The sequence below is a fragment of the Caulobacter sp. NIBR2454 genome, from assembly GCF_027474405.1.
Lineage (GTDB): Bacteria > Pseudomonadota > Alphaproteobacteria > Caulobacterales > Caulobacteraceae > Caulobacter.
This window is the reverse complement of sequence record NZ_CP114871.1, coordinates 1966236-1989922: the sequence shown is the minus strand read 5'-3', so window position 1 is coordinate 1989922 and position 23687 is coordinate 1966236. Positions and strand designations below refer to the sequence as shown.

The window sequence follows — 23687 nt, the reverse complement described above, 5'->3', positions numbered from 1 at the left end:
CCATGCCGGACCCACGCTTTTATCAAGACCTGGGTCCGGCCACGCTTTCGGAGCTGGCGCGCCTTACCGGCGGCCAGCTTCTTGCGTCTGAGAAGGGCGAGTTCGAGATCAAGGCCGTCGCGCCTCTGGCGCGCGCCGACGCCACCAGCCTCGGCTTCTTTTCGGACAAGCGTTATGTCGCCGACCTGAAGGCGACCAAGGCGGGGGCCTGCTTCGTCACCGCCGCGATCGCGCAGGAGGCGCCGGAAAACTGCGCCATCATCGTGGTTGATCGGCCGCAAGTCGCTTGGGCCACGGCGGCCTCGCGCCTGCACCGCCCCAAAACCTTCGAGGCCGGCGCGCCAGCCATCCATCCTTCGGCCAGGCTGGAAGAGGGAGTCCTGGTCGCGCCCGGCGCCGTCATCGGCCCTGACGCCCAGGTCGGAAAAGGAACGCGTATCGGCCCCGGCGCCATGATTGGTCCAGGCGTCGCCATTGGTCGCGATTGCGATATCGGCGCCCGGGTGGTGATCGGCTTCGCCCTGATCGGCGATCGCGTGCGGATCCACGCTGGGGCCGTCATTGGCGAGCCGGGGTTCGGCGCGGCGGTCAGCGCCGCCGGCATCATCGATCTGCCCCAGTTGGGTCGGGTCCTGCTGCAGGACAACGTGACAGTCGGCGCGAACAGTTGCATCGACCGTGGGGCCTATGACGACACAGTGGTCGGCGAGAACACCAAGATCGACAATCTTGTCCATCTTGGCCACAACGTGCGTGTCGGGCGAAATTGCGTCATGGCGGCCTACACCGGCATATCCGGCAGTACGACCATCGGCGACGGCGTGAGTTTCGGCGGAAAGGCCGGCCTGGCCGACCATCTGGTTATCGGCGACGGCGCGCGGATCGCGGCGGCCGCCGCGGTCATGAAGAATGTGCCGGCCGGCGAGACTTGGGGCGGATTTCCCGCCCAGCCGATCCGACAATGGTTGCGGGAGACCGCGTGGCTCGCGCGCATGGCGGCGGGTCGCAAATCCGGGGGTGTTGAATGAGCCGCAAGGACGCGGAGACCGAACAGTCGATCTCGATCGACATCGCTGAGATTCTGGCGCGGATTCCACACCGCTATCCGTTTCTGCTCGTGGACCGGGCCGAGGACTATCGCCCCAACCAGTCCATCGTCGGCATCAAGTGCGTGACGATGAACGAGCCCTTCTTTCAGGGGCACTTCCCCGAGAACCCGGTGATGCCGGGCGTGCTGATCGTCGAGGCCATGGCCCAGACGGGCGCGGTCCTGATGTCCAAGTCGCTGGAAGTGGACGTCGAGGGCAAGACCATTCTGTTCATGTCGGTCGATGCCTGCCGGTTCCGTCATCCGGTGCGCCCGGGCGACGTCCTGCGCATGAACGTCGAGGTCGTTCGCGCGCGCTCGTCGATCTTCAAGTTCCGCGGTCAGGCCCTGGTGGGCGACAAGGTCGCCGCCGAGGCCGAGTTCGCCGCCATGGTCGTCGAGACGCCCCGCTGATGCCGCTCGTCCACCCCACGGCCCTGGTCGATCCCGCCGCCCGTCTTGCCGACGACGTCGAAGTAGGCGCCTTCAGCATCGTGGGTCCAGACGTGACCCTGGCCGCCGGCGTCAAGCTGATGAGCCACGTGGTGATCGAGGGCGCGACCACGGTGGGCGAAGGCTGCGTCGTCCACCCCTTCGCCAATCTGGGCGGTCCGCCCCAGCACCTGGGCCACAAGGGCGAAAAGACCGAGCTGCGCATCGGCGCCCGCAACATCATCCGCGAGCACGTCACCATGCACACCGGCACCGCTTCGGGCCGTGGCGTGACCACGGTGGGCTCGGACGGCCTGTACATGGTGGCCGCCCACATCGCCCACGACTGCATCGTCGGCGACTCCGTGGTCATGGCCAAGGGTGCGACCCTGGGCGGCCACGTGACCCTGGGCGATTTCGTGTTCATGGGCGGTCTGGCGGCGGCGCATCAGTTCGGCCGCATAGGCCGCTACAGCTTCATCGGCGGTCTGGCGGCCGTGACCAAGGACGTCATTCCCTACGGCTCGGTGTGGGGCAACCACGCCCACCTGGAGGGGCTGAACCTGGTGGGCCTCAAGCGCCGAGGCTTCTCGCGCGAGACGATCAACGCCCTGCGCGCGGCCTATCGCCTGCTGTTCGCCGACGAGGGCACCTTCCAGGAGCGGATCGACGAGGTCGCCGAGAACCACGCCACTTCGCCCGAGGTGATGGAGATCGTCGACTTCATCCGCGCCGACGCCAACCGTCCGCTCTGCCTGCCGGAGCGCGAGGTCTGACGCCGTGAGGAAACTGGGTCTCATCGCCGGGGGCGGAACCCTTCCAGCCGAGATCGCCAACCACTGCCGGTCCGCCGAGCGGCCCTTCGCCGTCATGCGCCTGCGCGGTTTCTCCGGACCGGAGATGCGCGACTTTCCCGGCGTCGACGTCGGCCTGGGCGAACTGGGCAAGTGCATCAAGGCGCTGAAGGACGCCGGCTGCGAGGCGGTCTGCTTCGCCGGCAATGTGAGCCGCCCCGATTTCTCGTCGCTGAAGCCGGATCTGCGCGGGCTCGCCGCCTTGCCAGGCATCGTGGCGGCCGCCAAGAACGGCGATGACGCCCTGCTGCGCAAGATCCTCGCCGAGTTCGAGAAGGAGGGCTTCGCCATTGAGGGGGCTCATGAGGTGGTCGCCGGCCTGACCCTGCCCATAGGCCGCCTTGGCGCCCATTCGCCGACGGAAGGCGACGGCGCCGACATCGCCCGCGCCCTTGAAGTCGCCCGCGAGATAGGCCGTCTGGACGTGGGGCAGGGCTGCGTGGTCTGCCGAGGCCTCGTCCTGGCCGTGGAGGCCCAGGAGGGCACCGATGCCATGCTGCGGCGGGTGGCTGACCTTCCCGAGGCCCTAAGGGGCTCCAGCGAGCGCCTGAGGGGCGTGCTCGCCAAGGCGCCCAAGCCGATCCAGGAAACCCGTGTCGATCTGCCGACCATCGGCGTGGCCACTGTCCAGCGCGCCGCCCGAGCCGGACTGGCTGGCATCGTGGGCGAGGCGGGCCGACTGATCGTCCTGGATCGCGAGGCGGTGATCGCCATGGCCGATGAGTTGGGCCTGTTCATCCTGGGCATGGAGCCCGCTCGCCCGTGAGCCGGCATCTGACCGTCATGCTTGTGGCGGCCGAGGCGTCGGGCGACGCCCGTGGCGCAGAACTCGCCCGGGCGCTCAAGAAGAAGCTGGGCGGCAAGGTCCGTTTCATCGGCGTCGGCGGCGCGCGCATGGCCGATGAGGGCGTCCAAAGTCCCTTCGATATCGCCGAGCTTTCGATCCTGGGTCTGTGGGAGGGTCTGCGCGCCTATGGCAAGGTCAAGAAGCGGGTCGAGGAGACGGCCGCCATGGCGCGCGCCGATCGCCCCGATGTCGCAGTCCTGATCGACAGCTGGGGTTTCACCGTCCGCGTGGCCAAGGCCCTGCGCGCCGTGGATCCGGGCATCTTGCTCGTGAAGTACGTGGGGCCGCAGGTCTGGGCCTCGCGTCCGGGGCGGGCCAAGGTTCTGGCCGGGGCGGTGGATCACCTGCTGGCCATACACGCCTTCGACGCGCCCTATTTCGAGAAGGAGGGCTTGGCGACCACCTTCGTGGGCAACGGCGCCTTGGCCAAGGATTTCTCCCACGCCGACCCGCGCCGCCTGCGTGAGGCGATCGGCGCGCATCCCGACGAGCCGATCCTGCTGGTTCTGCCCGGCAGCCGGCCTTCCGAGATCGAAAGGATGATGCCGGCCTTCGAGGATGCGGTCAGCCGGCTAAAGACCACGCATCCCGGACTGCACGTCGTCATTCCCGCGGCCTCCACGGTGACGGAAGCGGTCAAGGCGCGCGCCGCCGGCTGGCCCTACCGCGTACATGTGATCGAGGACGAGCGACTGAAGGACGACGCCATGGTCGCCGGCACGGTCGCCCTGGCCTGCAGCGGCACGGTGACCATCGAACTCGCCCTGGCCGGCGTGCCCATGGTGGTGGGCTACCGGGTCGGGAACATCACCCACGCCATTCTCAAGCACCTGATCCTCACGCCGTGGATCACCCTGTTCAACATCGCCGCCCGAGACTTCGTCGCACCCGAGCTGATCCAGAGCGAGTGTACGGGCCCCAAGCTGGCGGCGGAGATCGAAAAGCGCGTCGCCGATCCTGGATTGCGCCGCCGGCAGGTGGAAAAGCAATTTCAGGCTCTAGACCTGATGGGCCGCGGTGGTCCTGATCCGGCTGATGCCGCCGCGAAAGCGATTCTGCGGCTGATGGCTGAAAGGAACTGAGTTGATGCCCGGCCAGGCGCCCGTGATCGAAACCGAACGTCTGATCCTGCGTGAATTTCGCGTCAGCGATCTGGACGACAGCGCGGCCTTGTGGGGCGACCAGGAGGTGACCCGGTTCATCGGCGGCCGTCCGCAGACCCGCGAGGAAGTCTGGCCCCGCATCCTGCGCTACATCGGCCACTGGGCGGCGCTGGGATACGGCTTTTGGGTGATCGAGGAGAAGGCCACGGGGCGCTATCTTGGCGAGATCGGCCTCGCCGATTTCAAGCGCGCCCTGGAGCCTTCGTTTGGTGATTCGCCCGAGGCGGGGTGGGCGTTGTCGCCTGCAGCGCACGGCAAGGGTTACGCCAGCGAAGCGCTGACGGCGGTCCTCGCCTGGGGCGACGCCAGGTTTGGCGCCGGCGCCCGGACGGTCTGCATGATCAGCATCGACAACGCCGCCTCGGTGAAGGTGGCGGAGAAGGCGGGGTTCTCACCCTTCGCCTATGCCAGTTACCGGGATGACCCGGTCATCTTGTTCGAGCGAACGGCCGCCTAGACGGCCGCCGCGGCGAAGCCATGCTCCCCGCTGACGCGAACCTGGCAGGGCGTTCCGGCGTCCTGGGCGGCGCGCGCCATCTTGTTGGCCGCGGCCTTCACTTCTTCCTTGGAGGAGGAGTGGTTGGTGAAAGCGCCATCTGATTCGACGGCCCATTGGCCGTCATGCGGCAGGACGGTGAAAATGATGCGTTCAAAACCGGGTTTGGCGGCCATGGGGTCTGTCCTTCTTCTACGAACTTGAAGGCTACGCGGACGCGCGTCCGCGAAATCGGCGCACCTCGTGCGTCACTTCAGGCTCTTATGGATAGTTTTCTATAGATCAATTCGACCGATATGTCTCGCTTTTCGAGGCTTTTTATCCATGTTCGCCTCAAATTTACGGCCCAGCCTCATAAGTTTATCCGATCTGTGAATATCGATTGCCTGCAAATCGAGAGAAATTACTCCGCCACCCGCGGCCACCGATGCCGGTAGTTCTGAGCTTAAGCTTGTGGAGGCGTGCTTTTTCTCCGTCAGTGGGTGCGACATTCGCACGCTGCGGCCTTGCAGGCTTTGGTGTTGAGGTGGGTCTTCGCTAGACTGGCCGCGCTACCTGGGGGAAGGCGGAGCGTGCTGCGAGACGACGAGGAACTGCGCCGGGGACTAGCGGCTAGCGCGCATGAACGCCTTCGGCAGGTCCCGGTCCGCCTCCTGACGCTTTTCGCCATGGCCTGGGCGCTGCATGTGCTGGGCGATGGTCATTTGATCCTGCTCTGGCTGGTCGCCAATCTGATCGGCCAGACGATTGAGTTCTTCGTCATGCGCCCCTTCCGCCTGGACCCGGTCCGGGCGGGGAATTCCCTCGGCGCTCGTATGTCCGCCCTGACCGTCATCACCTTCCTGCCGGTGATCGGCTGTCTGGTGATCTTCCACCTGTGGACAAAGGGCGACATGACATCCACCACCGTGGCGCTTCTGCTGCTGACGGGCGTGGTGCTGGTCAATGCGACCTCGGCTCTGGAATCGCGAGCCGTCTTCTATGTGGGCGCGACCCCCTTCGTGCTGACCACGGCGGCCATGCTCGGTCATTCAGCGGCAAGCGGCGCAGGGTCGCTGCCGGTTCTGGCCGTGTGTTTTGTGCTGTTCCTGTTTGGCGCCCATGCGGCGTGGGAGCGGGTCTATCGGTCCCGCAAGGCCGAGTTGGCGGCGCGCCATGAAGCCGAAACCCGTCGGCGGGAGGCCGAAGAGGCCGTAGCCAACCGCGCCGCCATGGCCGCCATCGTCAGCCACGAACTGCGCACGCCCCTGGCCACTGTGGCGTCGGGCGCGGCCCTGATCGAGGAGGGCGTCGCGCCGCATAAGATCGGGGCGGCGGCGCGGACCATTTCCGACGCCGCTCGCCTGATGAGCAAGCTGCTGGATGATCTGCTCGACCGGTCCAAGGTCGAGGCGCGAGCCATGGCGCTTGATGTGCGTGATTTCGAGCTCGTCCAAAGCATCGTTGATACGGCCAGTTTCTGGCAGACGGCGGCTCACGCCAAAGGCCTTGAGTTCGAAGCCCCAGACCCGACAACCGGGCCGATCTGGGTGAGAGGCGACCCGTCTCGCCTTCGCCAGATCCTCAACAACTTCCTGTCCAACGCCATCAAGTTTACCGACCGCGGCCGTGTTGCGCTTCGTTTCAGCGTCCAGCGGGACGGCGAGATCAAGCAGGTGCGGATCGACGTGATCGATGACGGCCCGGGCGTTCCGCCCCATGCTGTGGAGCGCCTGTTCGCCCCCTATGTTCAGGGCGCGGCTCGGACGGCCCGCACCTATGGCGGTACGGGTCTGGGTCTGGCGGTAAGCCGCGATCTGGCCGAGTTGATGGGCGGACGTGTGCAGGCGCGGGCGGGTACGCCTCGGGGTTCGGTGTTCAGCCTGATCTTGCCCATGCCGGTCGGCTCCGCCCAGGCGGCGTCAAGCTCGGTTACCATCGCCTGACAGCGCGTTGACTTGCAGTCGTTGTTGCGAGCACAACGGCGCTTCAGCGAACCCCGCGAAAGTCAGACCCTTGCAGAACTTCGACGTCGTCGTGATCGGCGCTGGCGCCGCCGGCATGATGTGCGCCATCGAGGCCGGCAAACGCGGGCGTCGTGTCTTGATCATCGATCACGCGGATGCTCCGGGTGAAAAGATCCGTATAAGCGGCGGCGGACGCTGTAATTTCACTAACCTGGATGTTCGGCCCGAGGCCTATATCTCGGGCAATCCGCGTTTCTGCATTTCGGCCCTGCGTCGCTACACCCAGCGTGACTTCATCGCGCTCGTCGATCGGTATCGCATCGCCTGGCACGAGAAGACGCTCGGCCAGTTGTTCTGCGACGGCTCGGCTAAGCAGATCATCGAAATGCTGTTGACCGAGATGGACAACGCCGGCGTCACCCTCAGCCTGAACACCGCGTTCGAAGGCGTTGAGCGGACCGACGAGGGCTTCAAGATCCAGCTCAACAACGGTCGCGTGACCTGCGCTTCACTCGTGGTGGCCTGCGGCGGCAAGTCGATCCCCAAGATGGGGGCCAGCGGGCTGGGCTACGAGATCGCCGCCCACTTCGACGTGCCGGTGCGCGAGACCCGGCCGGCCTTGGTGCCGCTAACCTTCGACCCGTCGCGGCTGGAACGCCTCAAGCCCCTGGCCGGCGTGGCGGTGGACGCCGTCGTATCCAGCGGCAAGACGAAGTTCGCCGAGGCGATGCTCTTCACGCATCGTGGGTTGAGCGGTCCCTCGATCCTGCAGATCAGCTCCTACTGGCGTGAAGGCGGCGAGATCGAGGTCTCCATGGCCCCGGGTGTGGACGTGTTCGCGCTTCTGAAGGCGGCCAAGGCCTCGAACCCCCGGCAGGCGGTGCATAACGCGCTCAACGGCGTTGTGCCCTCGCGTCTCGCCGACCTGGTATGCGCCGAAGCTGGCGCGCGGGGAAACCTGGCCGACACGCCCGACAAGGTCCTGCAGGCTATTGCGCAAGCCGTGAACGGCTGGCGAGTGAAGCCGGTGGGGTCGGAAGGCTATCGCACCGCGGAGGTCACCCTGGGCGGCGTCGACACCGACGCGCTGGACAGCAGGACCATGGAGGTGAAGGCCATGCCCGGCCTCTATTTCATCGGGGAGGTGGTCGACGTCACCGGCTGGCTCGGCGGCTACAATTTCCAATGGGCCTGGTCGAGCGGCTGGGCGGCGGGGCAGGCTGTCTAGCTACTTCGCCGGCAGTTCGTACGCCGAGACGTGGTTCAAGGCGATCACCCAGCGCCCGTCGATCTTGCGTAGCAGGCGGGTGTTGATCCCCTCCATGGCCTTGGCTGGGCGCTCCAGGTGATAGCGGCCGATCAGTTGGGCCGCGTCGGGCGCCAGGAACTCGATCTTGATATCCGAGAAGGTCAGCACGCCGCGTGTCTCGACCGAGGGACCATAGTCGCGGATGTAATGGTCCAGCGTACCTTGCCAACCATCCTGGAACTTGCCGCCCGATACGAACACAACGCCGGGGTTCTGGAAGCCCGCCATGTAGCCGCTATAGTCGCCGCGGTTCCAGGCGGCCTGCATGTCTGAGATCACCCGCCGGATCGCGGCGTCTTCGCGCGCGGCGTCCGCGGGCGCCAAGGCCGGAGCGGCCAGCAGAGGCGCGGGCGTGGCCAGGAGCGCCAGGGCGGCGAGAGCACTTGCGCGGATCATGACGGCCTCCGAATACGAAAACGGCGGCTCCGTGGGGAGCCGCCGTCATCAGTTTGAAGTCCAAGCCTAGCGTTTGTCGACCGGGACGTAATCTCGTTGCGTCGCGCCGGTGTAGAGCTGGCGCGGACGGCCGATCTTGCGGGTGGGGTCCTCGAACATTTCCTTCCACTGGCTGATCCAGCCCACGGTGCGGGCCAGGGCGAACAGCACGGTGAACATGTTGGTCGGGAAGCCCATCGCCCGCAGGGTGATGCCCGAGTAGAAGTCGATGTTCGGATAGAGCTTGCGGTCGATGAAGAACGGATCGCTCAGCGCGATCTTCTCCAGCTCCATGGCCACTTCCAGAAGCGGGTCGTTGATGCCCAACTCGCCAAGCACCTCGTGGCAGGTCTTCTGCATGACCTTCGCGCGCGGGTCGAAGTTCTTGTACACGCGGTGGCCAAAGCCCATCAGCTTGTACTTGCGGGCCTTCACGCCCTCGATGAACTCGGGAATCTTGTCGACGGTGCCGATGCTCTCGAGCATCTCCAGCGCTTCCTGGTTGGCGCCGCCGTGCGACGGGCCCCACAGGCAGGCGATGCCGGCCGCGATGCAGGCGAACGGGTGAGCGCCTGACGAGCCGGCCAGACGGACGGTCGAGGTCGAGGCGTTCTGCTCGTGGTCGGCGTGCAAGATGAAGATGCGGTCCATGGCGCGGGTCAGGACCGGGTTCGGCTTCCAGTCCTCGGCCGGCACGGCGAAGCACATGCGCAGGAAGTTTTCCGAGTAGGACAGGTCGTTGCGCGGCGACACGAACGGCTGGCCGATCGTGTACTTGTAGGCCCGGGCGGCGATGGTCGGCATCTTAGCGATCAGGCGGTGGGCGCTGATCTCGCGCTCGCGAGCGTCATCGACGTTGATGCTGTCCGAATAGAAGGCCGACAAGGCGCCGACCGCGCCGGTCATGACCGCCATCGGGTGGGCGTCGCGACGGAAGCCCTCGAAGAAGCGGTCGAACTGAGCGTGCAACATCGTGTGGTAGGTGATGTTGTTGTCGAACTTCGCGAACTCCGCCGCGCTGGGCAGCTCGCCGTGCAGCAGCAGGTAGCAGACTTCCAGGAAGCTCGACTTCTCGGCCAGCTGGTCGATGGGATAGCCGCGGTGCAGCAGGATGCCGGCGTCGCCGTCGATGTAGGTGATCTTGCTTTCGCAGGACGCCGTCGAGGTGAAGCCCGGGTCAAAGGTGAAGGTGTCTGAGTCCGCGTACCACTTGCGGACATCAACGACGTCCGGGCCGGTCGACCCTTTCATGATCGGCAGGTCGTACGACTTGTCGCCGATGGTCAGGACAGCCTTATCGCTCATTCCCAATCCCTCTGTAGCTGAGCCCTAACGGGCGTTTGCGGTGCGTTATAGCGCCTTACCGCGATTGCGAAAGCGCATCGTTAAGCCGAACAAGACTCTCTGTGCGGCCAAGCGCCGCGAGTATCTTGGCGAGGTCCGGAGCAGGTGCTCCGCCGGTCAGGACGCCCCGCAACGCAGGGCCGATCTTGCCGAGGCCTACACCTTCAGACTCTGCGAAAGCCTTAAGGGCCGGCTCGAGTATTTCAAATCTCCAGTCGTTGATACCCGAAAGGGTCTCTTGCAGTCGCGCAAGTCGACTGGCGGTTTCGTCGGCCAGCAGCAGGCCCTTGGTCTTGTCGTCCAGAACGATGGGGCGGGTTTTCAGCGCGAAGGCGCACTGATCGGCCAGTTCCAGGATCGTCTTGGCCCGCTCCTTCACGAAGGGCAGGGCGGCCAGGAGCTTTTCCTTGTCCGCGGCCTCGCCCCGCTTGGCCAGGACCTGGAAGACCAGGTCCGCCAGGCGGTTGTCGTCTGCGGCTCTGATGTAATGGGCGTTGACGAAGCCCAGCTTGTCCCAATCCAGCCGAGCGGCGCCCTTGTTGACGTCGGCGATGTCGAACCAGCCGATGGCCTGCTCGTCGCTGAAGATCTCGTCGTCCCCATGGCTCCAGCCCAGCCGCGCCAGATAGTTGCGCATGGCTTCAGGGAGGTAACCCATTTCCTCAAAATCCCCGACGGCCTGAGCTCCGTGCCGCTTGGACAGCTTGGCGCCATCGGGGCCGTGGATCAGCGGGATATGGGCGAAGGTTGGGAGGGGCCATTCAAGCGCCTGATAGATCAGGGCCTGACGGGCGGCGTTGTTCAGGTGGTCGTCGCCCCGGATGATATGGGTGACGCCCATGTCGTGGTCATCGACCACCACGGCCAGGTTGTAGGTCGGCGCGCCGTCCGAGCGCAGCAGGACTAGATCGTCCAGCGCCTTGTTCTGGAAGGTGACGTCGCCCTGGACAAGATCGGCGATGTGCGTTTCGCCATCGATAGCGCCTCGGAAGCGGATCACGTGCGGTAGCGACAGGTCGCCGTCTGTCCGGTCACGCCAGGGCGAGCGCAGGGCGTGGCCGGCGGCCTTGGCCTTCTCGCGCTCGACTTCAAGCTCGTCGCCCAGCAGCCAGCAGCGGTAGGCGCGCCCAGCGTCCAGAAGCTGCTGCACGGCCTCCTTGTGGCGCTCGACGCGGGAGAATTGGAATACCGGCGGCTCATCCGATTGGAGGCCCATCCAGTCGAGGCCCTGGAAGATCGCCCGGACCGCGGCCTCGGTTGAGCGCTCGCGATCGGTGTCCTCTACGCGCAGGAGGAACTTGCCACCCGTATGGCGTGCATATAGCCAGTTAAATAACGCCGTTCTCGCACCGCCGATGTGCAGATAACCGGTGGGCGAGGGGGCGAAGCGGGTGACGACGGGGGAGGACATAGGTCTTTCGGACGCTCAAATCAGAGGCCGGCGTCTTAGCACGCGGGTTCCGCGCACTCCTAGTGCGGCTGGCCTGATCGACTGGTTGAAGGAAGAGGCGAGCGCACAGACCGGCCGGACCATGCTGTGGGCGCCGGTGGCCCTCGGGCTCGGCGCGGCGTTCTATCTCGCCTTGCCGAACGAACCGCCGCTTCCGCTGATGGTCTGGCTCTTCGGGATTGTGACGGTCTTGGCGCTGCTCGCCCGCCGAGGGGGCGGGAAGGTGGCCGCGCTCGTGATTCTCGTGGCGGTGTTCACGGGCGGGGTGCTGGCGGGGACCATTCGGACCCAGCGCGTGGCCGCGCCCGTCCTAGCCAAGACAGAAGGTCTGCGTCGCATCGAAGGCTGGGTCATCGACGTTGCCAGTCCGGGCGTCAGCGGCGGACGGATGCTGATCGCGCCGGTCTTTATCTCCGGCGTGAGGCCGGAGGATATGCCGCATCGAATCCGGGTGACGGTGGCCCGCGACGCGATAATCGGGCCTGGGGCGGCGGTCACCTTCCGCACCATCCTGGGACCGCCTCCACCACCCGCCAGCCCAGGAGCCTACGATTTCGCGCGGGACGCCTGGTTCGACGCTGTCGGCGGCGTGGGTTTCTCCCGCGAGGCCCCGATGTTCACGCGGCTGGAGCAGCCCCCCTGGCGCCTGCGCATGGTGATGGCGATCAACGCGGTGCGCTGGGATCTGGCGCGCCAGATTATTGACGCCATGAACCCTGAGCCTGGGGCCATAGCCGCCGCCATGGTCACGGGGCACGAGGCCTGGATCACCGAGGAGCAGACCGAAGCCATGCGTGCGTCGGGTTTGGCGCACATCCTGTCGATTAGCGGCATGCACATGGCCATCGTCGGCGGCTTCGTCTTCGCCGCCGTGCGGGTGAGCGTAGCGGCGTGGCCATGGGTGGCCCTACGGGTCCCCGGGAAAAAGGCCGCGGCGCTGGCCGGCCTAGCGGCGGTCGGCGTCTATCTAGTGATCTCCGGCGCTCCCGCGCCCGCTGAACGGGCGGCGATCACCGCATCGGTCGCTTTTCTGGCCATACTGTTCGATCGGCGCGCGATCAGCCTGCACGCCCTGGCTGTTGCGGCCTTGGTCATTCTGGTCGCCCAGCCGGAAGCGGCGTCGTCGCCGGGCTTTCAGATGTCGTTCGCCGCAACGGCCGCCCTCGTGGCGCTGGTCGAGGCGTGGCGACCGCCGCCTAAGGAGATATCAGTGCCCTGGCCGATCCGCGCGACCCAGGCCGTCTGCGCGTGGCTGGCGGTCAGCATAGGGGTCAGTTTCGTGGCGGGGATGGCCACCGGGCCTTTCGCCATGCAGCACTTCAACCGGGTGGCCATGTGGGGACTGCCGGCCAATCTGCTGACCGCGCCCCTGTCGTCCTTCGTGATCATGCCGTTTCTTGCGATTGGAGCCGTGCTGGAACCTCTGGGCCTGGGCGCCCCGTTTCTCGCGGTGGCCGGATGGGGCATCGACGCCATGACCGCCATGGCCGAATGGTTCGGCGCGGCGCCGGGAGCTGACGCCTTGGTGCCGAGCGCGCCGTCAGCGGCCCTGCCGGTCGCCTTTCTCGGGATCATGATCCTGTGCCTGTGGAATGGCCGACTGCGATGGGTCGGCCTTCCTCTATCCTTGGCGGTCCTGATCTGGCCGCGACCAGCCGTGCCCGATGTCTGGATCGACGCCGAGGGGGCTGCTGCAGCGGTGCGGAGCGGCAGGGCCGGCATATTGCTTCGGCCGGAGGCCCGGCGGTTCGGGGCTGAGTTCTGGATGCGGCGTCGCGGCCTGACCGAGCAGGCCCACGAGCGTATGTACATATGCAGTCGATATACATGTCAGCCAGGCGAGGACGCGCCGGTCCGCATCGCCGCCACATGGACGCGGCGTGCGCCGAAACTGGACGCACTGTGTACCGGCGCTGAGGTGGTGATCATGCGCGGGCGGCGAACAGAGCGTCCCGCTGCCTGCGACGGCGTGCTGGTCCTAGATGGCGACGACTTCGCGGCGGGCGGCGCGGCGGAACTCTATAGAACGGCCGCCGGCTGGCGGATCGTCTGGGCGCAACCGCTCAGAGGAAAACGGCCGTGGGTGCGGTGAGCGCCCACGGCCGTCTGAAATCTGAATGGAGCTTGAAGCCCTAGTGGTAACGGCGGATCAAGCCGACCAGCTTGCCCTGCACCTGCACCTGGTCAGGACCAAAGATACGGGTCTCATAGGCGGGGTTTGCAGCCTCCAGAGCGATGGACGCACCCTTCTTTCGCAGACGCTTCAGCGTTGCTTCCTCGCCCATCACCAGCGCGACAACGATCTCGCCAGAAGTGGCGGTGTCGCCGCGACGGATGACGACATAGTCGCCGTCTAGAATGCCGGCGTTGATCATGGAGTCGCCTTGGACTTCCAGGACGTAGTGCTCGCCGGCGCCCAGCATGGATTCGGGGACCAGCATGCGGTCGCGTTCGTGCTGGATGGCCTCGATCGGCACCCCGGCGGCGATGCGGCCGAGGACCGGCAATTCGCGCACGTCATTGGCGATCTGAGGTTCGGACGGCGCCAGATGAGGCGTGCCTTCGATGACCTCCGGGCGGAAAGACCCACGGCCTTTCGGCGGCGCTGAGGTCGTGGCCTGAGCCGGCAGCTTCACGACTTCCAGCGCTCGGGCCCGATGGGGCAGGCGGCGAAGGAAGCCGCGCTCCTCAAGCGCCGTGATCAGGCGGTGGATGCCCGACTTGGACGCCAGATCCAGCGCCTCCTTCATCTCGTCGAAGGACGGCGACACGCCGCTCTCCTTGATGCGTTCATGAATGAACATCAGGAGTTCGTGCTGCTTGCGGGTAAGCATCGGATCGCCTCACGGGAGCTGCGGAACAAACCGCCAACACATGAGGATGTTCTCTAGGCGTTCTTAGTTAGTGTCAAGTTAACAAGAACGGAGCGGCAACGGCCTCAACCGAGCAGCGCCTGGGTCGCAGCGGTTACGTCTTCCTGGCGCATCAGGCTTTCGCCGACCAGCATGGCGGTCGCGCCGGCGGCTTCCATGCGGCGGGCGTCGTCGGCGGTGAACAGGCCGCTTTCCGTGACCAGAAGCGCGTCTTGCGGGGCCAGGGGCAGCAGGCGCTCGGTCACAGCCAGATCGACCACGAAGCTCTTCAGGTCGCGATTGTTCACGCCCACCAACGTGGAGTCCAGCGCGTTGGCTCGCTCCATCTCGGCTTCGTCATGAACTTCGACCAGGGCGTCCATGCCAAGGCGCGCAGCCTCTGACATCAGTTCGGCGGCCAGAACGTCGTCGATCATGGCTAGGATCACCAGGATCGCGTCGGCGCCCAGCGCGCGCGATTCGGCGACCTGCCAGGGATCGACCAGGAAGTCCTTGCGAATGGCGGGCAGGGTGACCGCTTCACGCGCGGCGATCAGATAGGCGTCATCGCCCTGGAAGCTTGGGCCATCCGTAAGGACGGACAGGCAGGCCGCACCACCGGCCTCGTAGGCGCGGGCGAGGGCAGGGGGATCGAAGTCGGCGCGGATCAGGCCCTTGGACGGCGATGCCTTCTTGATCTCGGCGATGAGGGCGAGCTTGCCCGGTGCATGCTTGGAAGCCAGCGCGCTTTTGAACCCGCGCGTCGGCGAGGCGGCCTTGGCGGCGACTTCCAAATCGGCCTGAGTGCGCCCGGCTTTGCGCGCGGCGACGTCTTCGCGCTTGTAGGCAGCGATCTTGGCGAGAATGTCGGTCATCAGGCGGTAGATTCAATAAGAACGGCCAGAGCGCCCTTTGCCCGGCCGTCGTCGATGACGTCGGCGGCGCGTTCGACGCCCTCGGCCAGGGTCTCGACCTGTTCGCCGACGAGGAAAGCGGCGGCGGCGTTGAGCAACACGATGTCGCGATAGGCGCCGCGCTTGCCGTCCAGCACTTCAAGCAGGGCGGCCGCGTTGCGGTCGGGTGAGCCGCCGGTCAGATCGGAGAGCGCCGCCCGCTTTAGGCCGACGGCTTCGGGCGTGATGGTGAAGTGACGTACACGCCCCTCGCTCCATTCGCAGACGACGCTTTCCCCCGTGGTGGTCAGTTCATCCATGCCCGACCCGTGGACGGTCCAGGCGCGCTTTGCGCCCAGGGCGCCCAGAACGCGCGCCAGCGGTTCGACCAAGCGTGGATCATAGACGCCGAGGACTTGGCGAGTAGCGCCTGCCGGGTTCGACAGCGGGCCGAGCAGATTGAAGATAGTGCGGAAGCCGAGCTCAGCCCGGATGGGCGTCACGTGCCGCATGGCCCCGTGGTGCGCCGGAGCGAACATGAAGCAGATATTGGCCGTATCCAGCGCTCGGCGCTGCTGATCAGCGCTGGCGTCGACCTTTACGCCCAGGGCGGTCAGGACATCGGCTGCGCCGGAGCGCGAGGAGATGGCGCGATTGCCGTGCTTGGCGACCTTCAGCCCGCCGCCAGCCGCCACGAAGGCGACAGCGGTCGAGACGTTGTAGGTATGCAGGCCGTCGCCGCCGGTGCCGCAGACATCGATCACCTCATAGGGATGATCGAGCATGGTGGCCGCCCGGCGCATGGCGCGGGCGCAGGCGACGATCTCGCCGATGGATTCACCGCGCAGGCGCATGGCGGTCACGGCGGCTCCGACCTGGGCGGCTGTCGGTTCGCCTCGCAGGCATGCAGCGAAGAAGGTCTCGGCGTCGTCCTCGACCAGGGTCTGTCCGTCCGCCAGCTTGGCCAGAAGCGGCTTGAAGGCGTCAGACATAGGTGGTCGGGGTCCGGTTCACGCCAGCCAGGTCGAGGAAGTTGGCCAGCAACTGATGGCCGCCCTCGGTGGCGATCGATTCGGGGTGGAACTGCACGCCGTGTACCGGCCGGGTCTTGTGCTGGACGCCCATGATCTCGCCGTCTTCCGTCCAGGCGGTGACCTCAAGCTCATCGGGCAGGGTGGCCTTGTCGATCGCCAGACTGTGGTAGCGCGTGGCGATGAAGCCATCCGGCAAATCCTTGAACAGGCCTTTGTCCACATGATGGATCGCGCTGGTCTTGCCGTGCATGATCGACTTGGCGCGGATCACGTCGCCGCCATAGGCCTCGCCGATCGCCTGGTGTCCCAGGCAGACGCCGAGGATCGGCATACTGTCGGGCGCGGCCCGTAGAAGGGGTAGGCAGATGCCCGCCTGAGCCGGGGCCTTGGGCCCAGGCGACAGCAGGATCGCAGACGGCTGCAGGGCCAAGGCCTCCTGCACCGACAGGGCGTCATTGCGATGCACGACCGTCTGCGCCCCAAGCTCGTTCAGATAGTGAACGAGGTTGTAGGTGAAGCTATCGTAGTTATCGATGACGAGGATCATGCGCCGCCTTTCCGTAGGGTGCATGTAGTCCTTCGGAAGGCTTCTCGCCAAGCTTTTGCGACTCGCGCATCCTTAACGTCATGTCCGTCCGCCAGCCCGCCATAGATCCCGCCGCCCTGGCCTATGCGCGGGGCCTGCTGAAGCCCCCTGTTGAGCGCGAGCGGGTCTGGCCGACCTTGGCGGCCGCGGCATTCGCGGCGATCTGCGCTCTGGCCTTCGCCGTGGCGATGGTGATCGCGCCGCCCGTGGTGAAAGAGCCTTTGCCCACCGACACCCTGGCGGCGGAAGCGGGCCCCGTGGACCCTGCAAAGCCGCTCTGAATCGGGCGTCGGCGCCTGTGGATCAGGCGCCGGAACGTTGTATCCCGCCGAAGAGCCGCCCACCCGTTGTGAGGGCTCCGAACCCCGCCTTTGATCCCGCTGGGCATGAAGGGGGATCTCATGGGCATTTCGCGTCGGCGCTTTCTAAGCGCGGTCGGACAGGCGGGCGGCTATGGCGCGCTCTATGTCACGATGATGGGCATGGGTCTGCTGGCCGCGCCAAAAGCCTATGCCGGCGCCCCCAAGTTGCCGGCGGGCTCCGGCGCCGGAAAGAAGGTCGCCATCCTCGGTGGCGGGCTCGCTGGCCTGATCGCGGCCTATGAACTGAAGAAGGGCGGCTATGAGGTGACCGTGCTGGAGGCCCGGGAGCGGCCGGGCGGTCGCTGCTGGTCGATTCGCGGGGGTGATCGCATCGTCCAGAACGGGCGACCCGATCAGCTCGTCGAATGGGAGCGCGGCAAGCACCACTACTTCAACGCCGGTCCGGCCCGTATTCCGCAATGGCACCACGCGATCATCGGCTACTGCCAAGAACTGGGCGTGCCGCTAGAGGTGCTGGTCAACGCCAACCGGTCCGCCAAGCTCGACTTCAACGGCAAGGTGACGACCGAGAAGCAGGCGGTGAACGACACCCGCGGCGCCTTCACCGAATTGCTGGCCAAGGCCATCGACAAGGGCGCGCTGGACCAGGAGCTGACCGGTCTCGATAAGCAGGCGCTGCTTGGCTATCTGTCAGCCTATGGCGATCTGTCAGCCAGCCGAACCTATACGGGCTCGACACGCGGCAGCTTCTCGCAGGCGCCGGGCGCTTACGCCCGCCCGCCGATCGCGGGCGCGCCGCTGAAACTGCAGGACATGATGTCCTCGCGGTTCTGGGGCTTTAGCCTGATTTTCGAAGAGCTGATCGACATGCAGGCCACCATGCTGCAGCCCGTGGGCGGCATGGATCGCATCGCCTACGCCCTCTACGAGCCGGTGAAATCCTCGGTCCGATTCGGCGCGGTCGTGAATAAGATCGGCAAGGCGGGCGCGGGCGTTCGCATCGCCTATACCGAAGGCGGAGTCGAGAAGGCGCTGGAGGCTGACTACTGCATCTGCACCATTCCGTTGTCAGTGCTGTCCAAGATCCCGTCCGACTTCGCGCCCGACGTGAAGAAGGCCATCGCCTCCGCCCACTACGAGCCCGGCACAAAGGTCGCCTGGCAGAGCCGGCGGTTCTGGGAGCAGGACGACTTCCAGTATGGCGGCCTGGGCTGGACCGACGAGGAGAGCGAGGTCGTCTGGTATCCCAGCGGCGGCTTCGGCGAGAAGACCGGCGTGATCGTAGGCGCTTACTCGATCGGCTTCTCCGGCCCCGAGAACCGGATCAAGTTCGAGGCGAAGTCCTTCGAGGATCGTTTCGCCCTATCGCGGCGGGTGATCGAGAAATTCCATCCGGGGCGCGGAAGCGAACTGGCCCTGCCGGCGACGGTGTCATGGCGTCAGACCCCGTTCAGCGACGGCGTGGCTGTGGGCTGGCGTGAGGATCAGCGCGCGACTGACTACGCCATGCTCTCGAAGCCTGACGGCCCATTCTACTTCGCCGGCGAGCACATGAGCTACATCAACGCCTGGCAGGAAGGCGCGGCGCTATCGGCTCAGGAAAGCGTGCTGGCCATCCACAAGCGGGCCATGGCCGCTTAGGCGAAGCGCCAAGCTTCCTCGGCGGCGCGCTTCAGGGCGCGCGACTTGTTGAGGGTCTCGTCATATTCGGCGTCGGGGTCGCTATCGGCCACGACGCCGCCGCCGGCCTGGACGTAGAGCATGCCGTCCTTCACCAGCCCCGTGCGCAGGACGATGCAGGTGTCCACCGAGCCGTCAGAGCCGAAATACCCCACCGCCCCGGCATAGCCGATACCGCGCTTTTCGATCTCCAGCTCATCGATGATCTCCATGGCGCGCACCTTGGGGGCGCCGGAGACCGTGCCGGCGGGCAGGGCGGCCATCAGCACATCGACGGGATCAAGGCCGTCCGGCGCGTCGCCCTCGACGTTCGAGACGATGTGCATGACGTGGCTGTAGCGCTCGATCACGAAGCTTTGGGTCACGCGAACCGACATACCTTTGGACGGAGCGTCGGCGGCGTTGGAGCCCTCGTCGCGCAGCATGGCCACGCGACCGACGTCGTTGCGACCCAGATCGAGCAGCATCAGGTGCTCGGACCGCTCCTTGGGGTCGGCCAGAAGCTCTTGCTCCAGCGCCAGATCCTCTTCCGGCGTCGCGCCGCGGGGGCGAGTGCCGGCTATGGGGCGGATGGTGATCTTGCCGTCGCGCAGCCGGACCATGACTTCAGGACTGGACCCGGCCATCTGAAAGTCGCCGAAGTTCAGGAAGAACATGAAGGGCGACGGGTTAGTGCGGCGCAGGGAGCGGTAGAGCGCCAGGGGCTCCAGATCGAAGGGCGCGCTGAAGCGGTGGCTGGGCACCACCTGGAAGATATCTCCCGCGCCGATGTAATCCTTGGCCTTGTCCACGACGCGGGCGTAGTCGGCGCGGCTGACCTTGGTCTCGAAGGCGGGTTGTTCGCGGGGGGCGTGCGGCTCGGAGCGTTCAAGCGGCGCCCGCAGGTCGGTCATAACTGCCTGAAGGCGACCCTGGGCGGCCTCGTAGGCGGCCTGGGCCGAGGATCCATCAGGGCGCACACTGGTGACCAGCACGATCTCCTGGGCGATGGCGTCGAAGACCGCCACGATCGAGGGGCGGGTCATGATCCCGTCCGGCAGGCCCAGGGTATCGGGATTGATGGCGGGCAGGTGCTCGGCCAGCCGCACCATGTCGTAGCCGATGGCGCCGAAAAGGCCGGCGGCCATGGGGGGCAGTCCGGCGGGCAAGGGGATGCGATTGGCGGCCACCAAGTCACGTAGGCTTTCCAGCGCGCCTGCCTTCTGCGGCGTGAAGGACCCGGCGGCGACAGCGTCCCAGCCCTCGGCGATCTCGGCCTGATCGCCACGGCAGCGCCAGACCAGATCGGGGTTCATCACCACGATGGAGTAGCGGTCGCGGTGCTTCCCGCCTTCGACCGACTCGAAGAGGAAGGCGTAGGGCCGGCCGCGGGCGATCTTCATATAGGCGGAGACCGGGGTCTCCAGATCGTCGATCAGACGCGTCCAGACGACTTGAGGTCTGCCGGCGTCATAAGCCTCGGCAAAGGGGCTGAACGCCGGCTCGAAACTCATTTCGTCGCCTCCGGGGCGGCTTGGCCGGCAGGGGCCTTCTTAGCGATTTCTGGATCGACGCCGATGGCGGCGCGGGCCCGATCCAGGCTGGTGGTCACCTTTACGGCCTTGCGGGCGTAGTTGGCGGTGGCCTGCCCGATGTCCTGGAACATGCCGTAGGTCACCTGGCGACGCAGGCCTTCAGCCGCTTGGGCCATCTGAGCCTGGTCGCCGCCACGGACGTTCTCGACCTTGGCGACGCTGAAGGCGAACTGGCTCGACTGGGCGGTGAACACCGAGCCGGGCTTCTGGTTGAAGGTTTCGCCCAGGATTTGGGGGCTGAGCTCCTGGTTCTGCTGTGCGGTCAGGCGCGACAAGCCAGAGGCGCGCTTGACCTGGGCGCCGGCCGATGCCGCGACGGCCTCTATGCTTTCACCCTTGCGGACACGTTCGGCCAGGGCGTCGGCGCGGGCGCGCATCCGGTCTGCGGTGCGCTGCATGACGATGACCCGCGACAGCTGCTCACGCACTTCAGCTAGGGCGGGCAGGGCCGGCGGGATGATCCGCTCGACCCGGACGGCGAAGTACTCGCCGTTGCCAAGTTCGGTCACGTCGCTCTCGCCGCCGGCAGGCAGTTCGAAGGCGGCCTTCATCAAAGCCGGGGGCAGTTGGATGGGCTGGCCGTCGGGGGTCATGCCCTGGGCGCTGACGGGCGGAGTCGGCAGGATCTGAGCCTTGGCCTTCGTCGCGGCCTCGACCAGCGTCGCGCCGCCGGCATGCGCCTCGTCATAGGTCTGAGTCTGCTCATAGACCTTTTCGTTGGCCGCTTCGGCGCGCAGTTCGGCTTCAATGGCCGGACGCTGCTCTTCCAGGCTGGCCTGCCGGCCCGCGGTGACGCTGACGACCTTGATCACGGCGACGCCGAGGTCGCCGGTGATCGGGGCGCTGACTTCGCCGGCTTTCAGTGAGAAGGCCGCATCAGCGACCTTGCGGTCCGGAATGGCGGTCTTGGGCTTGTCGGCGATGGTGACGAGTTCGCGACCGACCGATTTGGCCACGGCGGCGGCGTCCTCGCCCTTGCGCAGGCGGTCCGCGACCACGGCGCCAGTCTTGGCGTCGGCCACCGGGACCTGAAGGATCGTGCGGGTTTCCGGCGTCGACAGGCTGTCCTTGCGGAAGTCGAACTTCTTCTGGACCTCGGCCTGGTCGATGGTCACCTCGCCGGCGAAGGCCTGGGGCGTGAAGCGGACGATCTGCAGGACGCGGAATTCAGGACGCGTCAGGCGCGAGGCGTTTTCCTTCATGAACGCCTGAATCTCGGCGTCGGTCGGCGCCGGCGGCTGGCCTACGCTGGCGGCGCTGACGTCGAAATAGGCCACGTCGCGCTGTTCCAGCATGAAGGCGGCCTGAAGGGCGCCGTAGATGCGGGGCGCGCGAAGGCCGCTGGCCAAGCCCGCGGATAGGTGGGTCTGGGCGATGTCGTCGCGCAGCAGGCTCTCATAGATGGCCGGGGTCAGGCCATTTTCGGCCAGGCGCTGCTGATAGATAGCCTCGTCAAAAGCGCCGCTGACCGGATTGAACAGGGCCGGGCTCTTGCGAAGCTCGGCGGCGATCAGCTTGTCGGACGGATTGACGCCCATCTTGGCGATCAGGGCGGCCATGGCTTCGCGGGTGGCCATCTCGTTCAGCAGGCGCAAGTCGAAACCGCGCTCGACGATGGTCTCCAGCGGGAGCTCCTGGCCGCTCTGCTGCTGGGCTTGCTGGCGCCAGTTGTCGAACATCCGCTTGAACTCGGCGGTGGTGACCTCGCGGTCGCCGGCCTTGATGACCCAGGTCCCAAGACGGCCGTTGAAAACGTCGCTGATTCCGAAGACGGCGAAACTGATGATCAGAAGGCCCATCAGGACCGCGGCGACCCAGGATTTCGCGAACTTGCGAGTGGCGGCGAGCATCGAAGACCTTCCAGACTGGATCGCGCACGGGACGCGTAAAACGGGGCGCATCAAAAGACGCGAGCAGGCGGTATAGTAGAGGCGACAAGCGGCCCGCAAGCGCGCAGAGGCTTGACTTACCCCACGACGCCGATGCTCACAGGCCCCCATGAGCAAATTGACGACCGTCCGGCCGCTGATCGCCGGCAACTGGAAGATGAACGGCCTCACCGCCGCCCTCGATGAGGCGCGTGCCGTGGCGGCGGGTGTGGAGACCGATCCACCGGGCGCGCGGGTGGCGATTTTCCCGCCCGCCACCCTGATCCATCGCATGGCTGACGCCCTGGCGGGGCAGACCGTCGCGGTGGGCGGGCAGGACTGCCGTCCTGAGGTTTCCGGGGCGTTCACCGGCGACACTTCGGCGGAAATGCTGGCCGACGCGGGGGCGACCATGGTGATCGTGGGCCATTCGGAGCGGCGAGGAGGCTACGGCGAGACCGACGCCCTGGTGCTGGCCAAGGCGCAAGCCGCCCTGCGCGCCGGGCTGGAGCCGATCGTCTGTGTGGGCGAAAGCCTGGAGCAACGCGATGCGGGCCGCGCCATCGAGGTGATCACTGGCCAGCTTAGAGCTTCGCTGCCTGTAGACGCGCTGAAGGGCGAGGCCTTCGCCGTCGCTTACGAGCCGGTCTGGGCCATCGGCACCGGCCGGACCCCCACCCTGAATGACATCGAAGCGGCCCACGATGCGCTGCGGACCGTCCTTATCGAACTGTTCAGCGACCAAGGGGCGGGCGTGCCGATCCTGTACGGCGGCTCGGTGAACCCCAAGAACGCGGCCGATATCCTGTCGCAGAAGGAAGTCGGCGGGGTGCTGGTTGGCGGCGCGTCCCTGAAAGCGGCTGACTTCCTGGCCATCGCAGCCAGGGCCTGAAAATTAGGAGTAGGGCTTGGCGGCGCACTAATGCGTCCCCAAGTCTGGCGCGGCGGCCTCTCCGGTGCTAGGAGGGCCGCTTCGTTTCGCGCGGCCCGATCCATGGCCGCCCAGACCAAGATTTAAGCGACATGCTGACCGGCATTCTTCTGACCGCCAACATCATCGTGTGCCTGGCCCTGATCGGGGTCGTGCTCCTGCAGCGCTCCGAAGGCGGCGCTCTGGGCATGGGCGGCGGCCCAACCGGCTTCATGTCGGCGCGCGGCGCGGGGGATCTTCTGACCCGCATCACCTGGATCCTGTTCACGATCTTCGTCCTGCTCAGCTTCGCCCTGACCCTGCTGTCCGGTCGTGAGCGCGCCAGCCAGTCGATCGTCGATCGCCTGAAGATCGACAGCATTGATCCCAATTCGCTGAAGCAGGCTCCGGCCGCGCCGGCTCCGGGTTCGGTCCCGCCGCCGGTCCAGGCCCCGACCCCGCAATTGAACGAGTTCGGTCCGATCCCGCCGGCCACCGCGCCCGCCACGACTCCGGCGCCCGCCGGCGTTCCGGCTCCGGGGTCCGCACCGACCCCCCAATGACGGCTTCTACACAAATGCTGTTGATGAACACCGGGCCGCGA

The 23687-nt window shown here is 66.4% G+C and carries 23 protein-coding genes; 13 read left to right on the top strand and 10 right to left on the bottom strand.

Features of this window, described 5'->3' with window-relative positions; genetic code table 11:
* Positions 1-2: 2 nt before the first annotated feature.
* Genes lpxD through O5K31_RS09730 form a run of 6 tightly spaced genes read left to right on the top strand, consistent with a single transcriptional unit; the run spans position 3 to position 4840 of the window.
* Positions 3-1028, top strand: coding sequence for a UDP-3-O-(3-hydroxymyristoyl)glucosamine N-acyltransferase (gene lpxD / locus O5K31_RS09755; RefSeq protein ID WP_269713413.1), 1026 nt, complete (start codon positions 3-5; stop codon positions 1026-1028).
* Positions 1025-1501 carry a 3-hydroxyacyl-ACP dehydratase FabZ gene (fabZ, locus tag O5K31_RS09750; protein ID WP_269713412.1) on the top strand — a complete coding sequence of 159 codons (477 nt, stop codon included), beginning with the start codon at positions 1025-1027 and terminating at the stop codon, positions 1499-1501. Before lpxD ends, fabZ begins: the two co-directional genes overlap by 4 nt.
* Positions 1501-2295 (top strand): acyl-ACP--UDP-N-acetylglucosamine O-acyltransferase, encoded by a 795-nt coding sequence (gene lpxA, locus O5K31_RS09745; protein ID WP_269713411.1) that lies wholly within the window; start codon positions 1501-1503, stop codon positions 2293-2295. Before fabZ ends, lpxA begins: the two co-directional genes overlap by 1 nt.
* 4 nt (positions 2296-2299) lie before the next feature.
* Positions 2300-3139, top strand: a complete 840-nt coding sequence (gene lpxI, locus O5K31_RS09740) for a UDP-2,3-diacylglucosamine diphosphatase (protein ID WP_269713410.1) — start codon at positions 2300-2302, stop codon at positions 3137-3139.
* Positions 3136-4302 carry a lipid-A-disaccharide synthase gene (lpxB, locus tag O5K31_RS09735; protein WP_269713409.1) on the top strand — a complete coding sequence of 389 codons (1167 nt, stop codon included), beginning with the start codon at positions 3136-3138 and terminating at the stop codon, positions 4300-4302. Before lpxI ends, lpxB begins: the two co-directional genes overlap by 4 nt.
* 4 nt (positions 4303-4306) lie before the next feature.
* On the top strand, positions 4307-4840 hold the full coding sequence (locus tag O5K31_RS09730; protein ID WP_269713408.1) for a GNAT family N-acetyltransferase: 534 nt from the start codon (positions 4307-4309) through the stop codon (positions 4838-4840).
* Here O5K31_RS09730 and O5K31_RS09725 read toward each other — a convergent pair.
* A complete protein-coding gene (locus tag O5K31_RS09725; protein WP_269713407.1) occupies positions 4837-5055 on the bottom strand; it encodes a DUF2188 domain-containing protein in 219 nt (72 codons plus the stop codon). The two genes, O5K31_RS09730 and O5K31_RS09725, sit on opposite strands and share 4 nt — an antisense overlap.
* A gap of 396 nt (positions 5056-5451) precedes the next feature.
* Between O5K31_RS09725 and O5K31_RS09720 the strand changes: the two genes are divergently transcribed.
* Both O5K31_RS09720 and O5K31_RS09715 read left to right on the top strand, forming a co-directional pair.
* A complete protein-coding gene (locus O5K31_RS09720) occupies positions 5452-6804 on the top strand; it encodes a sensor histidine kinase (RefSeq protein ID WP_269713406.1) in 1353 nt (450 codons plus the stop codon).
* 70 nt (positions 6805-6874) lie between these two features.
* Entirely contained in the window at positions 6875-8053 is a 1179-nt protein-coding gene (locus O5K31_RS09715) for an NAD(P)/FAD-dependent oxidoreductase (RefSeq protein WP_269713405.1), read from the top strand.
* Here O5K31_RS09715 and O5K31_RS09710 read toward each other — a convergent pair whose 3' ends face one another.
* The 3 genes from O5K31_RS09710 to gltX all read right to left on the bottom strand — a co-directional run bounded on the left by O5K31_RS09710 (position 8054) and on the right by gltX (position 11324).
* On the bottom strand, positions 8054-8530 hold the full coding sequence (locus O5K31_RS09710; RefSeq protein ID WP_269713404.1) for a YybH family protein: 477 nt from the start codon (positions 8528-8530) through the stop codon (positions 8054-8056).
* Positions 8531-8596: 66 nt separating this feature from the next.
* Complete coding sequence (gene gltA, locus O5K31_RS09705) at positions 8597-9874, bottom strand: citrate synthase (RefSeq protein WP_269713403.1); 1278 nt, start codon at positions 9872-9874, stop codon at positions 8597-8599.
* Positions 9875-9929: 55 nt separating this feature from the next.
* The gene (gene gltX / locus O5K31_RS09700) at positions 9930-11324 is read right to left on the bottom strand and encodes a glutamate--tRNA ligase (protein ID WP_269713402.1); all 1395 of its coding nucleotides are present in this window, start codon (positions 11322-11324) and stop codon (positions 9930-9932) included.
* A gap of 121 nt (positions 11325-11445) precedes the next feature.
* Here gltX and O5K31_RS09695 point away from each other — a divergent pair, with 121 nt between their 5' ends.
* Complete coding sequence (locus O5K31_RS09695) at positions 11446-13455, top strand: ComEC/Rec2 family competence protein (RefSeq protein WP_269717039.1); 2010 nt, start codon at positions 11446-11448, stop codon at positions 13453-13455.
* 40 nt (positions 13456-13495) lie between these two features.
* Here the strand turns inward: O5K31_RS09695 and lexA are convergent, their stop codons facing one another.
* The 4 genes from lexA to O5K31_RS09675 form a co-directional block, all read right to left on the bottom strand.
* A complete protein-coding gene (gene lexA / locus O5K31_RS09690) occupies positions 13496-14197 on the bottom strand; it encodes a transcriptional repressor LexA (protein WP_269713401.1) in 702 nt (233 codons plus the stop codon).
* Positions 14198-14301: 104 nt separating this feature from the next.
* Positions 14302-15090, bottom strand: a complete 789-nt coding sequence (trpC, locus tag O5K31_RS09685) for an indole-3-glycerol phosphate synthase TrpC (RefSeq protein WP_269713400.1) — start codon at positions 15088-15090, stop codon at positions 14302-14304.
* Positions 15090-16100, bottom strand: coding sequence for an anthranilate phosphoribosyltransferase (trpD, locus tag O5K31_RS09680; protein ID WP_269713399.1), 1011 nt, complete (start codon positions 16098-16100; stop codon positions 15090-15092). Before trpD ends, trpC begins: the two co-directional genes overlap by 1 nt.
* Positions 16093-16689 carry an anthranilate synthase component II gene (locus O5K31_RS09675; RefSeq protein WP_269713398.1) on the bottom strand — a complete coding sequence of 199 codons (597 nt, stop codon included), beginning with the start codon at positions 16687-16689 and terminating at the stop codon, positions 16093-16095. Before O5K31_RS09675 ends, trpD begins: the two co-directional genes overlap by 8 nt.
* Before the next feature lie 80 nt (positions 16690-16769).
* Between O5K31_RS09675 and O5K31_RS09670 the strand changes: the two genes are divergently transcribed.
* Together O5K31_RS09670 and O5K31_RS09665 are read left to right on the top strand one after the other, a co-directional pair.
* Positions 16770-17009: a hypothetical protein gene (locus O5K31_RS09670; RefSeq protein WP_269713397.1), complete on the top strand. Its 240-nt coding sequence runs from the start codon at positions 16770-16772 to the stop codon at positions 17007-17009.
* 120 nt (positions 17010-17129) lie between these two features.
* Positions 17130-18692 (top strand): flavin monoamine oxidase family protein, encoded by a 1563-nt coding sequence (locus tag O5K31_RS09665; protein WP_269713396.1) that lies wholly within the window; start codon positions 17130-17132, stop codon positions 18690-18692.
* Here O5K31_RS09665 and trpE read toward each other — a convergent pair.
* Both trpE and O5K31_RS09655 read right to left on the bottom strand, forming a co-directional pair.
* Positions 18689-20224: an anthranilate synthase component I gene (gene trpE / locus O5K31_RS09660; RefSeq protein ID WP_269713395.1), complete on the bottom strand. Its 1536-nt coding sequence runs from the start codon at positions 20222-20224 to the stop codon at positions 18689-18691. The genes O5K31_RS09665 and trpE overlap by 4 nt on opposite strands.
* Positions 20221-22155: a peptidylprolyl isomerase gene (locus O5K31_RS09655; RefSeq protein WP_269713394.1), complete on the bottom strand. Its 1935-nt coding sequence runs from the start codon at positions 22153-22155 to the stop codon at positions 20221-20223. Before O5K31_RS09655 ends, trpE begins: the two co-directional genes overlap by 4 nt.
* A gap of 148 nt (positions 22156-22303) precedes the next feature.
* Between O5K31_RS09655 and tpiA the strand changes: the two genes are divergently transcribed.
* Positions 22304-23065, top strand: coding sequence for a triose-phosphate isomerase (tpiA, locus tag O5K31_RS09650; protein WP_269713393.1), 762 nt, complete (start codon positions 22304-22306; stop codon positions 23063-23065).
* Positions 23066-23196: 131 nt separating this feature from the next.
* On the top strand, positions 23197-23646 hold the full coding sequence (secG, locus tag O5K31_RS09645; RefSeq protein ID WP_269713392.1) for a preprotein translocase subunit SecG: 450 nt from the start codon (positions 23197-23199) through the stop codon (positions 23644-23646).
* The last annotated feature ends 41 nt before the right edge of the window (positions 23647-23687 follow it).

Bases quoted from the DNA above. Each gene is read 5' to 3' on its own strand.
- lpxD (WP_269713413.1), top strand. From the start codon at position 3: ATGCCGGACCCACGCTTTTATCAAGACCTGGGTCCGGCCACGCTTTCG.
- fabZ (WP_269713412.1), top strand. From the start codon at position 1,025: ATGAGCCGCAAGGACGCGGAGACCGAACAGTCGATCTCGATCGACATC.
- lpxA (WP_269713411.1), top strand. From the start codon at position 1,501: ATGCCGCTCGTCCACCCCACGGCCCTGGTCGATCCCGCCGCCCGTCTT.
- O5K31_RS09730 (WP_269713408.1), top strand. From the start codon at position 4,307: ATGCCCGGCCAGGCGCCCGTGATCGAAACCGAACGTCTGATCCTGCGT.
- O5K31_RS09725 (WP_269713407.1), bottom strand. From the start codon at position 5,055: ATGGCCGCCAAACCCGGTTTTGAACGCATCATTTTCACCGTCCTGCCG.
- O5K31_RS09710 (WP_269713404.1), bottom strand. From the start codon at position 8,530: ATGATCCGCGCAAGTGCTCTCGCCGCCCTGGCGCTCCTGGCCACGCCC.
- gltA (WP_269713403.1), bottom strand. From the start codon at position 9,874: ATGAGCGATAAGGCTGTCCTGACCATCGGCGACAAGTCGTACGACCTG.
- gltX (WP_269713402.1), bottom strand. From the start codon at position 11,324: ATGTCCTCCCCCGTCGTCACCCGCTTCGCCCCCTCGCCCACCGGTTAT.
- O5K31_RS09695 (WP_269717039.1), top strand. From the start codon at position 11,446: ATGCTGTGGGCGCCGGTGGCCCTCGGGCTCGGCGCGGCGTTCTATCTC.
- lexA (WP_269713401.1), bottom strand. From the start codon at position 14,197: ATGCTTACCCGCAAGCAGCACGAACTCCTGATGTTCATTCATGAACGC.
- trpC (WP_269713400.1), bottom strand. From the start codon at position 15,090: ATGACCGACATTCTCGCCAAGATCGCTGCCTACAAGCGCGAAGACGTC.
- trpD (WP_269713399.1), bottom strand. From the start codon at position 16,100: ATGTCTGACGCCTTCAAGCCGCTTCTGGCCAAGCTGGCGGACGGACAG.
- O5K31_RS09675 (WP_269713398.1), bottom strand. From the start codon at position 16,689: ATGATCCTCGTCATCGATAACTACGATAGCTTCACCTACAACCTCGTT.
- O5K31_RS09670 (WP_269713397.1), top strand. From the start codon at position 16,770: ATGTCCGTCCGCCAGCCCGCCATAGATCCCGCCGCCCTGGCCTATGCG.
- O5K31_RS09665 (WP_269713396.1), top strand. From the start codon at position 17,130: ATGGGCATTTCGCGTCGGCGCTTTCTAAGCGCGGTCGGACAGGCGGGC.
- trpE (WP_269713395.1), bottom strand. From the start codon at position 20,224: ATGAGTTTCGAGCCGGCGTTCAGCCCCTTTGCCGAGGCTTATGACGCC.
- O5K31_RS09655 (WP_269713394.1), bottom strand. From the start codon at position 22,155: ATGCTCGCCGCCACTCGCAAGTTCGCGAAATCCTGGGTCGCCGCGGTC.
- tpiA (WP_269713393.1), top strand. From the start codon at position 22,304: ATGAGCAAATTGACGACCGTCCGGCCGCTGATCGCCGGCAACTGGAAG.
- secG (WP_269713392.1), top strand. From the start codon at position 23,197: ATGCTGACCGGCATTCTTCTGACCGCCAACATCATCGTGTGCCTGGCC.